12 protein-coding genes are annotated in these 12,841 nt (G+C 66.3%); 2 read left to right on the top strand and 10 right to left on the bottom strand.

All coding sequences use genetic code 11. The features are described 5' to 3' along the window. Positions 1-298: 298 nt before the first annotated feature. Together ACHAAJ_RS14890 and ACHAAJ_RS14885 are read right to left on the bottom strand one after the other, a co-directional pair. Positions 299-604 (bottom strand): HAD family hydrolase, encoded by a 306-nt coding sequence (locus tag ACHAAJ_RS14890; protein WP_435729024.1) that lies wholly within the window; start codon positions 602-604, stop codon positions 299-301. Positions 605-670: 66 nt separating this feature from the next. Further along, positions 671-1,465: a DUF6994 family protein gene (locus ACHAAJ_RS14885; RefSeq protein WP_435729023.1), complete on the bottom strand. Its 795-nt coding sequence runs from the start codon at positions 1,463-1,465 to the stop codon at positions 671-673. A 217-nt stretch (positions 1,466-1,682) separates the two neighbouring features. On the opposite strand from ACHAAJ_RS14885, the gene ACHAAJ_RS14880 reads away from it, so the two are divergent. Continuing rightward, a complete protein-coding gene (locus ACHAAJ_RS14880; RefSeq protein ID WP_435729028.1) occupies positions 1,683-1,928 on the top strand; it encodes a Helicase associated domain protein in 246 nt (81 codons plus the stop codon). Positions 1,929-2,506: 578 nt separating this feature from the next. Next, positions 2,507-2,815: a hypothetical protein gene (locus ACHAAJ_RS14875; protein WP_435729022.1), complete on the top strand. Its 309-nt coding sequence runs from the start codon at positions 2,507-2,509 to the stop codon at positions 2,813-2,815. Positions 2,816-2,851: 36 nt separating this feature from the next. Here the strand turns inward: ACHAAJ_RS14875 and ACHAAJ_RS14870 are convergent, their stop codons facing one another. The 8 genes from ACHAAJ_RS14870 to ACHAAJ_RS14835 form a co-directional block, all read right to left on the bottom strand. Next, complete coding sequence (locus ACHAAJ_RS14870) at positions 2,852-3,073, bottom strand: hypothetical protein (protein ID WP_435729021.1); 222 nt, start codon at positions 3,071-3,073, stop codon at positions 2,852-2,854. A gap of 1,406 nt (positions 3,074-4,479) precedes the next feature. Then, complete coding sequence (locus ACHAAJ_RS14865) at positions 4,480-4,785, bottom strand: FG-GAP repeat domain-containing protein (protein ID WP_435729020.1); 306 nt, start codon at positions 4,783-4,785, stop codon at positions 4,480-4,482. Positions 4,786-5,296: 511 nt separating this feature from the next. Then, complete coding sequence (locus ACHAAJ_RS14860) at positions 5,297-7,303, bottom strand: acetoacetate--CoA ligase (RefSeq protein ID WP_435729019.1); 2,007 nt, start codon at positions 7,301-7,303, stop codon at positions 5,297-5,299. A 52-nt stretch (positions 7,304-7,355) separates the two neighbouring features. Then, positions 7,356-8,246 carry an HAD-IIA family hydrolase gene (locus tag ACHAAJ_RS14855; protein WP_435729018.1) on the bottom strand — a complete coding sequence of 297 codons (891 nt, stop codon included), beginning with the start codon at positions 8,244-8,246 and terminating at the stop codon, positions 7,356-7,358. Beyond that, a complete protein-coding gene (locus ACHAAJ_RS14850; protein WP_435729017.1) occupies positions 8,243-9,829 on the bottom strand; it encodes a hydroxymethylglutaryl-CoA lyase-like TIM-barrel protein in 1,587 nt (528 codons plus the stop codon). The genes ACHAAJ_RS14855 and ACHAAJ_RS14850 overlap by 4 nt, the downstream gene beginning before the upstream one ends. Further along, on the bottom strand, positions 9,826-11,217 hold the full coding sequence (locus ACHAAJ_RS14845; RefSeq protein ID WP_435729016.1) for an acetyl-CoA carboxylase biotin carboxylase subunit: 1,392 nt from the start codon (positions 11,215-11,217) through the stop codon (positions 9,826-9,828). The genes ACHAAJ_RS14850 and ACHAAJ_RS14845 overlap by 4 nt, the downstream gene beginning before the upstream one ends. Further along, positions 11,214-11,726, bottom strand: a complete 513-nt coding sequence (locus ACHAAJ_RS14840) for an acetyl-CoA carboxylase biotin carboxyl carrier protein (protein ID WP_435729015.1) — start codon at positions 11,724-11,726, stop codon at positions 11,214-11,216. The genes ACHAAJ_RS14845 and ACHAAJ_RS14840 overlap by 4 nt, the downstream gene beginning before the upstream one ends. Then, entirely contained in the window at positions 11,723-12,826 is a 1,104-nt protein-coding gene (locus tag ACHAAJ_RS14835; RefSeq protein WP_435729014.1) for a PEP/pyruvate-binding domain-containing protein, read from the bottom strand. The genes ACHAAJ_RS14840 and ACHAAJ_RS14835 overlap by 4 nt, the downstream gene beginning before the upstream one ends. Between the last annotated feature and the right edge of the window lie 15 nt (positions 12,827-12,841).

Raw genomic sequence — 12,841 nt, 5'->3', positions numbered from 1 at the left:
GCCGAGTGCAGTCGCGGGTGACGAATGGGCGTTCAACCGCCCCGCGCGCGTGATCCGTCGGGTGCGGGGTGTAGCGAAGGCAGGATCCACGAATTGCGCATCTATCCCAGAGCTATCGCATGCCGCCGCACTACTGCGGGTACACGCCAACAGTGCGCGTGATGACGGGCTTGTCATCTGCAAGGATGTCCGCCTTCACGACGGTCTTGTCGTGGGTCAGAATCAGGCGCTTATCCCACCCCTCACCGAGGTGCTTCGAGAGGTCATCCAGCTTGCCGGGAACGCACCCCGGGTTGGTCTAGGTGGGGGTCGAAACGACGAAGACATCCATGCCCATCGACTCCATCTCCAGAGCCGCTTCGATGGCCCCGGGAAGGGGCTCGAGGTCCTCATAGAGACGCGGGTGATTGAGCGCCGTAAGGATGGCGTTCCGGTCGGCGCCGTCCACCCAGAAGTAGTCGAAGTGCATCCGCTGACACTCGGGCACGACGGGGAAACTGGGGTCCAGCTCCAGGAGAATGTCGGCGAAGCGCGTGCTCCAGTCGAAGAGATTACCGTCCATGTCGAGGGCGATGGTGGGGCGGATTCCATTCACAAATGCCATGCTGCACACGTGTACGGCATGGCGCAGACATTCCACCGGTGGCTGTATCGACCGTGCAGCTCGTGGCTACCGGCGGACCTCGATGTCGGGGTGGTTCTCCTCCACCCAGTCGGCCATCCTTGTCCGCCGCGCCGAGATGAAGTCGAGGACGTTCTCGCGGTAGGTGATGTACTCCGGCGTCGACGACGGCAGCCCGGAGCGCTCGAAATTGTTGAAGTCCAGGAAGTACTTGATGCCGGTGTAGTCCTCGTTCACGAGGTCCTGGAAGTGAAAGAAATCCACGAACTCGCGGAACCCTCTGAAGAGCGCGAAAAAGTCCGAGTAGTCGGTGATGACATCATCGAGGGGGCTGCCCGGCTCCTCGGCATAGTGGCGCCGAATGCACTCCAGGGTCAGATCCATCCGGTCTGCAATTTTCTGGCGCGTACCCCGGGACTGGTTCATGGTGGGCTTGTGCATCATCCTGACCGGCCAGATCATGGCGCTGCCGATCGTGTACGGCGGGTTCAAGTAGCGGAGTTGCTGGTCATCCGTCAGCTGGTTCCGGGCTTCGACCAGGGCTTTCGGTCTCATCCATGTGGTGTAGGAACTGGTGATGGCGTCACTGCTGACCGTGAACTTCTTATCGGGGGTCTGCTCGAACATCAGGTAGTTGAAGCGACGTACCTTTGCCAGCACCGGGACCGCCGGGCGGAACATCTGCCCGGCGGGCAACTCCTTCGTCCAGAGCAGCTGGTGGTCTGCTTTGAGTCGCGGGCTGTGCGAATCCGGGTCTTTGCGCGCGGCGGCCCGGAGCCGGGAGGAGGCCAGCGGGTCAGTCGCAGGTGTCGCAGATACCCGTCGCCGGGAGCTGTATTCCACACGAAGGGCACACCGGACGTTCCCTGGGCTCCGGTTTGGTCCTCCGGCTTCGGCGCTCCCTGTACTCGCATGTGAGCATGGGCTGGGCATCCTCCGGGACGTCCTCGCAGAACCGTCGGTAGCAGCTTAGGCGTTCCTCGGCAGCGACCAGCTCGAGGGGGTCCGGTACCGCCTCCGGCAGCGTGAAGCCCTCGACCCGTCCGTCTTTGGGCGGCGCCTGGTCCTGCATGACCGGCCACGGTACCGGCCGCCCAGGCACGGCCGGGAGCTAGCCTGGGACCTGCGCTACACGGCAGCGTTCCGGTTCGTTGCCGCACAGGGCCGCCTCCCGAAACAACTCGGCGGGCGTGAGGAACGGGGGCTGCAGCGGTGGCTGTATGCGCAGCGGCTCAAGCTCGAGTCCGGAGAGCTGGATGAACGGAAGGTTGGGTTGCTCGAGGCGCTGGGAGAGTGGTGGGATTAAGCACTGACAACCGGCGCTCTACTGGGCCGCGAAGCGTACACTGAGAACACTTAATCAAGTGAGCCGAGATGAGGCTGACATGGGCAGCTCCAGCGATACTGATCGTTCGCCTGGGATGACAGTTTTGCGAGGTGCCGTATGGCCGGCAGCAGCGTCGGCATCTGCCACGGCGCTCGTGTTTCTCCCTATGGTGCTGCGTAGCCCCTCCACGACACAAGCAGTACCGCCAGTGTGGCTCGTCGCCCTGGTCTTGGCCGCTCCCCTCACCGCTTACCTGGTCAGCCGATTCCGGTGCGCACGCTTAACAGGTAAGTCCTCCCTGCTGGTCGGACTGCCCCAAATACCAGTGATCTTGCTGATGTCGACGGCCGCCATATGGTTCGACGTCCAGCGCGGACACTTGCTGGCCGGATCGGGCGAGGAGGCAATGTCCTATGGGATCGGAACAATCGTCGGAACCATCATCGGAATCATTCTGATGATTCTGGTGGCCGTCGGTGCCTGGATAGGCGCGCGCGCCAAGAAACCGAAAAGAGAGCTCCACCGCCCCACAACCAGGTAGCATGTTTCCGCCAAACGTGAGGATCACCATGGACGCGACCGGCCGGGCAACCAGATCAGCTGGTACATCGTGGGTTTTCGTGGCGGCCGCCGTGGTCGCTGCAGCCTCACAACTCGTCGCCGGCTACCTGTATCTGGTCAGCGGGCTCATCGCACCGGGCTGGGCGGTCATCGGCCTCCTCGTGGTGTGGCTCGCACTCACCGTCATCGGGGTGCGCTTGGCCCTACGCAGGTCCTACTGGATGCTGCTCATTCCCGTCATTGCAGTTGCGACCTGGGTCCTCACCATGTGGGCCGGCGGAGCGCTTCTCGGCTGGACCGCTTGACCAGCGACGGTCCTGCGCAGGAGCTCGGGCGGCCCCTCAGATCAGTCCGCCGCCGCCGCGCCCACCATGATGCCGCTGGCCCGTATCGTCGGTCCCTAGCTTCACGTCCTTCTCCCGCTGCTGGTCAAGCGCCAGCGCGATCAGCAGCGACAATGCGAGGATGGCGACACTTTCGAGAATGGTGATTCCGGATAGCGCCCACGCGGTGAAGCCGATAAGCACGGCGGAGATGACCGCCGTAGTGATGAGTATTCTCATTGCTCCCCCATAGGAGCATCCTGCCACGAGGGTGGCGCGGGCTGAACCACTTCCCGAGCGACTCAGCGGGGAGTCGCCGGCCATCGGACGCCGTTATCCGTGCAGAAGATCGTGTCCGTAGCTTCAGTGTCCAGGCAGGCGGCGTCAACCAGTTGGCGGTCACCCACCGGTTCCTCCAGGTTGATGGTGACGGGGACTGCATCATTCCCTGGACATTCCTGGGCACCGTCCACTGCGACGACATTCGTGCGAATCAAGATGCGGTCCAACTCGTACTTCACCCGGGGCTCCAACACCGAGCCGGTCTTCCCGCCGGCGCATCCCAGCCGCGTAACAGCGACATCCAACTCCTGGGAACCCGGAGAGACTGCCCCAGGGGAAGCCAACTGCCAGGTAGCGGTTGCCGCCCCTGGCGGTTCCGACGCGGCGCACCCGGTCAACAAGACAGTTGCGAGTGCGCAGACCATTACTTTACTGCGCCGCACACCAGCCACAGGCTTCCCCCTCCTCGCAGGAATCGAGTCCCGCTGCTCTCAGTATGAATCCGTTACTGGCGCCGAGGCCGCGTTGCCCGCAACGATACGGAGAAGAATTGCTTTTCATCTGGAACCGCGATTCCGGCACCTTGATAATCAGGGAATGGAGCGGCGGAGCAAGTGGCCCCGGATCGAGATGAGATCGCTGGCACCAAAATTGCTCGTGCCGGCGGTTCTCGTAGTGGCTGCGCTTTCAGGATGCAGCCCTTCGACACTGGGGGCACCTCCTTGCCTGCCACCCATACATTCGGTGAGCCCGACGTGTGCGCGAATTGGGGACATCGTGACTGTCGAAGCTCCGGGTTCGGAGTGCGACCCCCGTTACGGCCAGAATGCCAAGGTGGAAGTGACGGTCACAGATGCTGTCGGCAAAAGGATCGTCCGGACGGCTGCACCAATGAATGATGGGGGTGGGTTCACTTACTCCTTCGAGGTGCCGGGGGAGGCTGCACTTGGGCAGGCCGTTGTGGAGGCTTACCCACACAACCTTGACTGGTGTGACGACACAGGAAGGAACAATCGCGTCTCCTGGGGCGGGGCACCGCTCCTCCGGGCATCTTGCGCGGAACGTATCGAGCTGCTCAGAATCATCAGTTGAGCGCGCTGAGGAGAGCGATCCGCTTTCCTGCCGGCCGCCCAAATGCGGCCGCGAGTTTACCCGGGACCGGCGGTACACAGCAGTGTTCCGGTTCCTCGCCCATCAGGGCCGCCTCCCGAAGCAGCTCGGCGGACCCGTCGAACGCGGCCTGCAGCGGTGGCTGTATGCGCAGCGGCTCAGACTTGAGGCCGGCGAACTGGACTCGCGGCAGTGAAGCAGCTCGATGTAATGGGGGAGTGGCGGGAATGAGCCCGGTAGGAAGCAAGGTGGGACTAGAAGATGTGAGTGAAGCCGTTCCAGCCGGAACCGATCTTCGCCCGTGGCTTCCATCCGCCGGACCCGTTGCCGGGGTACAGGTATAAGGCGCCGTACCTGTCGCGCGCGACGAGGTCCATCGTGTTGTCGCCGTTGAAGTCACCGGCAGCGCTGATGCTCGTGAATCCTTGCCAGCCGGAGCCGATTTTTGTTCGTGGTTTCCAGCCTCCGGCGCCGTTGCCGGGGTAAAGGTAGAGTGCGCCGTACTTGTCGCGGGCTATCACGTCGACGTATTGGTCGCCGTTGAAGTCACCAAGGTACACGTCATTACGTATGTGCAGGTGATCGTGTCGGTGAGGTCTGCACGCTCACCGCGGGAGTTTGCTAGAAGGACCGGCGGCCGTTGCCCCTGACGCGGCCGCCGGATCCCTGACGGTGCTGGCGGCCGCCCGAGCGCGGGCAGTTCCGTTGTGCAGGGCGCTGCTGCCGGGACGGCTCCGGCCGGTACGGGATCTCCGGCTCCACCCATTCCTCGTCATGGGCTTCCGGCGCCGGCGGGCGTCGAACACGGCTGGCGACGCGACCGTCTCCGGGGGCGGCGCTCGTCAGCGGGGCCGGACCGGCCAACGGGTTCATGATCGGGGCGTCAGGTAGCACGGAAGCCTTTCGGGCACAGGTGTGGGGCCCACCAGGTGCGTCTGCAGTTGGAAACCGCTGGAGCCACTCATCGTCGGCGTCGATAGCGCTGACGATGCGCGCATGATCGTGCTTCGGCATCCCCGGTTCCTCCAGTCGTTGCCCCGGGGTGGGGCTCTCGTCGTCGCAGGTCCGGTCCTATTCGCGGCGTTCCGACAGGTACAGCCGTGCCCGGTCGATGAACCAGTCGACGGCTTCGGGGTTGGCGAGAGATCCGCGGTTGATGGCCGAGTCGGGGCTGTGCCCGGTGAAGAGTTTCTTGACGGGCACCTCGATTTTCTTCATGGCGTGCGTTACCGGCACGGCGGGGACGGCAATGATGTCGTCCGGGACGTGTCGGGCCGAGGTGAGTTGGCGGATGGTGCCGTTGATCTTGCTCCTGAGTTCTTCGGTCAGCTGGCAACCGGGGTCGAGGGCGACGAAGAGCGGCATGTAGTAGCCGCCGTCTGTCTGCTCGAGGCCGATGACCATGGATTCGACGACCTCGGGCACATGCTGCAGTGCCGCGTAGATGTCGGCGCTGCCGAGGCGGACGCCGGACCGGTTGAGTGTGGAGTCGGAGCGGCCGTGCACCGCGAACCCGCCTGTGGGGGTTTCGGTGATCCAGTCGCCCTGGGTCCAGATGCTGGGGAACTTCTCAAAGTAGGATCCCCGGTACCGGGCCCCATTCTCGTCGCCCCAGAAGAACACCGGCATGGATGGCATGGGGCGGGTGATGACCATTTCGCCTACCTCGCCGACGACCCGTTCTCCGGCGTCGGACCAGGCTTCGACAGCCACGCCCAGAAGGGGTCCCTGGAGCTCGCCGAGGTGGACCGGTTCCAGCGGGTTGGATCCGATGAAGCCGCTGCAGATGTCGGTTCCGCCCGTGTCGGAGCCCAGGTGGACCACCTGCTTGACGTGGTCGTGGACCCACAGCCAGGTCGAATCGGGCAGCGGGGAACCGGTGGAGAGGATGGAGCGCAGCTTCGAAAGATCCCAGGACCGGCTCGGTTCCAGGCCCGATTTTTCGACGAGTGAAAGGTAGGCGGCGCCCGTGGCGAACATCGTCGCCCCGGTCCGGGCGATGATGTCGAACTGCCGGTCTTTCCGCCCGTACATGGGGGAGCCGGCGTAGGTCACCACGGAGGCACCCGACATCAGGTTGTTGACCAGCGTGTTCCAGACCATCCACGAGGTGTTCGCGGCGACGTAGTAGCGTTCCCCGGGGCCCATGTCCTGGTTCAGGCCTGTCCCCTTGAGCGCCTCGAGGGTCATGCCGCCATGGCCGTGGACGATCCCCTTCGGGGCGCCGGTGGTGCCGGAGGAGAAGAGGACCCAGAGCGGGTGGTCGAAGGCCACCCGCGCGTAGCCTGGTTCGGCCGGGTCGGCGAGCAGGGACGTGAAGTCGAGCCGGCCGGTGGGGGCCTCGGGCTCTTGGGCGGTGTTCCGCAGGAGGATGGTGTGCTCCAGCCCGGGCAGTCCGGCTTCGATGTCGGCGAGGTGCTGGAGCCGGTCGAAGTCCTTTCCGTTGAACCGGTAGCCGTCGACGCCGATGAGCAGCTTGGGTTCGAGCTGGCGCAGGCGCTCCAGGGTCGCCGCGGCGGAGAGATCGGGTGAGTTGATGGTCCAGGCGGCTCCGATGGAGGCTGTTGCCAGCAGCCCGATGATCGCCTCCGGGACGTTGGGCAGTACAGCGGCGACACGGTCTCCGGATCCGATTCCGAGGCGCCTGAGGTGTGCCGCCAGGGACGAGACCTGGGATTCGAGTTGGCGCCAGCTCAGTTCGGTGACGGAGTCGTTTTCCTGGATGGTCAGAATTGCCGTGGAGTCGGCCATGTCGGGGTCCAGGGCGTGGCGCAGCACGTTCTCGGCGAAGTTCAGCTTCGCGTTAGGGTACCACACCGCCCCGGGCATCCGCTCTTCGGCCAGTGCCGGGCCGTCGAAGCCGTCGCCCACCACGTTGAAGTACTCGCGCACGGCGTCCCAGAACCCCGCAAGGTCATCGACGGACCATTGCCAAGCGGCCCGGTAGTCGCCCAGGCTGACGTGCCGGTGTGCGGCCACCCAGCCCATGAAGTCCCAGAGCCGTGAACCGTGTTGCTGCTCGGCGGTGGGCCTCCAGGTCACCGGGCGGTGCCCGGCCGTCGCGCTTTGAATCGACATCTTTGTCCTATCCTTCGTGTTTCGGCGGTGGGGGCGGGCGTTTGCCGCCACGTCATCCCAGGCGCGCGGGCGTGTCCTCGGAGGCGAGGGAAAGCAGTTCGACCAGGTCCGAGAGGCTGTCGACCACGAAGTCGGGCTGCTGCTCCTCCGGGGTGGTTGCGGCATCGGCGGCGGAATGCGTTCCGGTGGTCACCAGGGCGCCGAGCGCGCCGGCGGTGCGGGCCATCCTGCATTCGAGGGTGAGGTCGTCGCCGATGATGAGCATCTGGGGCGGCGGGACCCGCAGCCTGTCTGCGAGGACGGCAATGGCTTCCTGGGAGGGCTTTCCGAGGACCCGGTAGGGGCGGCCGGTGACGTGGCTGAGGCCGGCGGCGATGAAGCCGGAAACGCCCACGTTCAGGCGGTGTGTGGAGGCGAAGGAGGGTGCGTCGGAGGTGCAGTAGATCTCTGCGCCGGCCAGCACGGCCTCCGCTGCGGCCTGGAGTTTGTCCTTGCCGAAGGCGGTGTCCCATCCGATGACGACGGCTGCGGCGTTCGTGGGTTCGCCGGCGATGGCCCGTTCCAGGTCGACGAGGTTCAGGCCGCGGCGCTCGAAATCGTATTGGACGCCGTTGCCGCCGAATACGAGGAGCGGCCGGTCCTGGTAGAGGGACTCCATGGTTTCCGCGGCCACCACGGCGGGGGTGAGCACTTCGTCGTCGCGGACGTCGAGCCCGTGGGACCGGAGGGACGCGCCGATTTGTGCCGGTGTTTGCATGGATCCATTGGTGAACACCGCCATGCTGCGGCCGGTGCTGCGGACCAGTTCGATGGCTTCCCGCGCCCCGGGGAGGGTGTTGCCGCCGTGTCCGCTGGGTCCGTCCGAGAGGACCAGGCAGCCGTCGATGTCGAACATGACGCCGCGGACGTGCGCGAGTCGGGCGCGTAGTTCGGTCCGGTTCATGGGGTTCCTCCGGTTTGTGTGCGCCGCAGTTCGACCTTTTCGGTGCCGCGGCTGACGGCTAGGTATTTCCACTTGGGGAGTTCGTGGGCCGCACTGATGAATTCCGCGACGGTGGTGACCGGGGGCGCGGCCCGGCGGGCGCCGGCCGGTGTCCACCGGGGCGCGGGGCCGGCGGCGAACATGGTGTCGACCTGGTCTCCCGGGAGCACCATCCGCAGCAGCAGTTCCTCTTCGGTGAGCTGCCGGCCGAATTTCTGGCCGTACTCCTCGTGGAGTTCGGCCAGGGACCGTTCTGCCGTGGGTTCGGCCAGTTCCTTGGCCCGGGGCAGTTCGGACACCTTCTCCATCACCTCGGGGGCTATTTCCCCTTCCGGCGCCCCGAAGTTGCCCAGGACGAACCTGACGACCTCGTCGGGGATGCGGCTGTAGCGCTCCTGGCCGGCCTTGCCGGCAAGGACGTTCATCAGTGCCTGGCTGCCAACGAACTGGCTGAACGGGGTGACCATGATGGGGTAGCCGAGGTCGGCCCGGACGCGCCCGGCCTCCTCGATGACTGCCGGCAGCTCGTCGAGCATTCGCAGTTCCCCGAGTTGGCGCTTGAGCGTGGACATCATGCCGCCGGGTACCTGGTGCACGTGGGGGCTGAGGTCGTACTCGGTGGGGACACCGGCCGGGAGGCCTTGGGACTTGGCGATGGAGTAGAGGATGTCGGCTGCCGCGGCGGCCGCTTCTCGATTGACCTGGACGGGAATGCCGAGGGCGTCCAGGTTTCCAACGAGGTTTTCCAGGCCGGGCTGGGCGGTGCCGTTTGAGAGCGGGCCCAGCCCGGTGTGGAGCACGTCGACGCCCAGTTCGGCGGCAACGAGGTACAGCTGGGAGGCGGCGCCCGTGGTGCAGTGGCTGTGCAGCTCGAGGGTCTTGGTCCCCGCCGCGGAGCGGATGCTGGGGACGAGTTGGCGGGTTCGTTCGACGGTGAGCAGTCCGCCCGGATCCTTGATGTAGACAGCGTCGACATGTTTGTTGGCGCTGCAGAGGCTGGCGTTCCGGCTGTAGCTTTCGTCTGTGTGGACGGGGCTTTCGGTGAAGGTCACCGCCGCGGCGACCTGTTCGATCCCTTCCTCTTTCGCCCATTGGGCCACCCGCAGGAGGGACGCGACGTCGTTCATGGGTTCGGCGATCTGGAGCCTGCGAAGTCCGTGGGAGGCCAGCATCCGCAGGGCCATGCGCATCACGGTTTCGGAGGCCTTGTCCCAGGACATGAAGCGCATGCCGGTGGTGATGGCCGATAGCGGCGTGTCGGGCATGACCTCGCGCATGCGTGAGATGCGTTCCCAGGGGTTTTCGCGGTGCCACTTCACGCCCATGGACAGGTTGGTTGAGCTGGTGAAGTCGATGGCTTCGTAGCCCACCTGGTCCAGCAGCGGGCCCACCGCCTCGACCATTCCGGTGGTCAGCCCGGTCGCGCCCCACAGGCTTTGGTTGCCGTCGCGCAGGCTGGTGTCCACCAACCGGATGGTCTTTTGCGGCCTCTCGGGCTGGGCCTGGGCGTCGGCCTGTGTTTGCGGGGTAGCGGTTGCGGTCATCTGACGGCCTCCTTCAGCTGGGCGTTTCGCTGCTCCCAGGCGGGGGCGAACCATGAGGTGCTGATCCCTCCGTGGACGAAGTCGGGGTGAGACAGGACAAATTCGTGCAGGGGAAGGGTGGTCTTGACCCCTGCCAGGACGACGGCTCCGGCGGCGGAGCGCAGGGCCTCGACCGCCGCGCTGCGGCTGTGGGCGCGCACTATCAGCTTCGCCATGAGGCTGTCGTAGAAGGGCGGGAACGCGTACCCCGCCCGGACGTGGGTATCGACGCGGATGCCGGGGCCCTCGGGCCAGTGCACGTCGGTGATCAGGCCAGGGTTGGGGCGGAAATCGTTGTCGGGGTCCTCGGCGTTAATGCGCACTTCGATGGCGACGGTCGGCGGGACGGGGGGGACGTCCGGGAGCTGAGGGTCCTGGCCGAGGGCGAGGCGCAGCTGGGCGGCGACCAGGTCGATGCCGAAGGCTTCCTCGGTGACGGGGTGCTCTACCTGGATGCGGGCGTTCATCTCCAGGAAGACGACGTCCTCGGATTCGGTGTCGACGAGGAATTCGACGGTTCCCGCACCCCGGTACTGCAGCGCCCGAACGAGTGCCCGCGATGCTTCGTGCAGCACCGACCGGCGGGACTCCGAGAGTCCGGGGGCGGGGCATTCCTCGATGAGTTTCTGGTGTCTGCGTTGGACCGAGCAGTCGCGGTCCCCGAAGATCTGGACGCCGCCCTTCCCATCGCCGAACACCTGAACCTCCACGTGGCGGGCCGCGGGGTAGAAGCGCTCCAGGTACAGGGAACCGTTGCCGAACGCCGCCTGGGCCTCCGCCGCGGCCTGGGGCGCGAGTTCCGCCAGTTCGGCGGAGTCGCGCACGAGGCGGATGCCACGGCCGCCGCCGCCGTGTACGGCCTTGATCAACAGCGGGTATCCGAGGGAGTCGCCGAGCTGCGCGGCGGCGCCCGGGTCGTCGATTTCCACGGCGACGGCCACCGGGACCCCGGCCGCTACGGCGACGCGGCGTGCGCTGCTCTTGTCGCCGACGGCACGCAGTGTTTCCGGGCGCGGGCCGGCGAAGGCGATGTTCTCCGCTTCGAGGAGTTCGGCGAGTTCGGGCTGTTCACTGAGGAACCCGTAGCCGGGATGGACCAGGTCCGCCCCGGCGTGGACGGCGGCTTGGGCGACGTACTCGGGCCGGAGGTAGGACCGGCCGGCCTGCGCGGGCCCGATGACGATGATCCGGTCTGCCAGGCGCGCGGCGAGCGAGTCGGAGTCGGCGGCGCTGGCGGCCAGCACCGGACTGGCGCCGATCCTCCGTGCCGCGGCGATGATGCGCACCGCGATCTCGCCCCGGTTGGCGACGAGGACCACGGGCCTCTTCGTCCCGTGCGGCGCGTTCACGGCGATGCTTCTTCGGCGACGACGGCCAGCGGCTGGCCGAACTCGATCTGGGCGTTGTCCGCGGCCAGGAATTCGGTCAGGGTTCCGGCAGTGCCGGCGGTGACCGGGTTCATCAGTTTCATGACCTCGATGATGCCGATGGTGGTGTCCGCTTCAACGGCCGCCCCGGGTTCGACGAAGGGGGGCGCGCCGGGGGAGGGGCTGCGGTAGAAGACGCCGATGATCGGGGCGGTGACGACGGTGCTGTTGGTGGCGGGCTCCGCGGGAGCGGGGGCCGCCGGCGCCGGTTCGGCAACGGCGGGGGCGGCTGCGGGGGCCGGCGCGTTTGTTGGCGGCGCGGGGGACTGTGGCGGTGCCCCGGCCGGCGGGGCGGGGGGCGTGTCCGCCGAGCGTGAGAGGCGGACGGAGACGTCGCCGAAGTCCACGGAGGCGGATTCGTAGGCGCCGTCGTCTAGCTGGGTGACGAGGTCGAGGACGTCCTGCCAGCTTGGTGTGGACGGGGTGCTCATTTGGTGTTGCCCTTCGTTGCGGCGGCGACGAATCCAAGCAGGTTGGACGTTGCCGTGGTGGTCTTCTTGCTCTTTTCTTCCTTGCGCTTTTTCCAGTTGGTTTCCGGGCGCGACTGCAGCAGCATGACCTTGGGACTGCCGTCGGCGTCGTGCTCCAGCGCCCATTCGATGTCCTGCGGGCAGTCGTAGTGGTTCTCCACGCGCAGGGCGATGTCGGCCAGTTGCACTACTTCCGCTTCGTTGAGGCAGGCGACGTCGCGGCGGGATTCCTCCACGGCCCGGAACTCGACGCCCGTGCCGCCGGGGGCGGGAACGTATTCGTGGGCCTTGGAGGCGATGCGGCTCTTGGTCAGGGTGGGGCCGATCTTGGTCAGCCAGTATTCGTCCGGGGTCACTTCGCCGGAAACGACGGACTGCCCGAGCCCCCAGCTGGCGTTGATGGCGATGATCGACCGGTCACCGGTGCGCGGGCTGACGGTGAACGTGACGCCGGCGACGTCGGCATGGGCCATCAGTTGAACGGCCACGGAGATCTTTGAGGCTTCCGAGGCCTCTGCGGCGGACATGCTGGAGCGGTAGGCGATGGCCTGCGGCGTGTACAGGCTGGCCCAGCATTCGCGGACCTTGGCGATGACGTCGTCTTCCCCAACGACCCACAGGTAGGTTTCCTGCTGGCCGGCGAAGCTGGCGGCGTCGCCGTCTTCGTCCGTGGCCGAGGAGCGCACCGCGACGGGCGTGCGGTCCGCGTCGCCGGTGCCGCGCCGTTGCACGGTTTCCCGCGAGAGCTGCAGGTACGTTTCCCGGATCTCCTGTTCGATGGCGGGCGGCAGCTCGCGGCCCAGGATCAGGGCGACGGCTTCGTCGTGCGCCTGCTGCAGGGAGGCGTTGTTCTGCGCGTCGGCCCCCAGCACGATCCGCAGGAGCTGTTCACGCAGGTCCGAGTCGTCGCGGTAGTCCTCGTAGGCTTCCACCGTGACGGCGAAGCCGTCGGGCACGGGCAGCCCGGCCTGGACCATTTCGCCCAGGCTGGCGCACTTGCCGCCGACCAGCGGCCGGTCGGTGCTGCGGAGCTCGTTGAATTTCCTTGTGTACTTTCCCACGGTCTTCTTCCTACT

Source organism: Arthrobacter arnarulunnguaqae, from assembly GCF_051262515.1.
GTDB lineage: Bacteria > Actinomycetota > Actinomycetes > Actinomycetales > Micrococcaceae > Arthrobacter_N.
The sequence above is the reverse complement of the archived record's forward strand: the minus strand, read 5'-3'. Positions and strand labels throughout refer to the sequence as shown.

Bases quoted from the DNA above. Each gene is read 5' to 3' on its own strand.
- ACHAAJ_RS14890 (WP_435729024.1), bottom strand. From the start codon at position 604: ATGGCATTTGTGAATGGAATCCGCCCCACCATCGCCCTCGACATGGAC.
- ACHAAJ_RS14870 (WP_435729021.1), bottom strand. From the start codon at position 3,073: ATGAGAATACTCATCACTACGGCGGTCATCTCCGCCGTGCTTATCGGC.
- ACHAAJ_RS14860 (WP_435729019.1), bottom strand. From the start codon at position 7,303: ATGTCGATTCAAAGCGCGACGGCCGGGCACCGCCCGGTGACCTGGAGG.
- ACHAAJ_RS14855 (WP_435729018.1), bottom strand. From the start codon at position 8,246: ATGAACCGGACCGAACTACGCGCCCGACTCGCGCACGTCCGCGGCGTC.
- ACHAAJ_RS14850 (WP_435729017.1), bottom strand. From the start codon at position 9,829: ATGACCGCAACCGCTACCCCGCAAACACAGGCCGACGCCCAGGCCCAG.
- ACHAAJ_RS14840 (WP_435729015.1), bottom strand. From the start codon at position 11,726: ATGAGCACCCCGTCCACACCAAGCTGGCAGGACGTCCTCGACCTCGTC.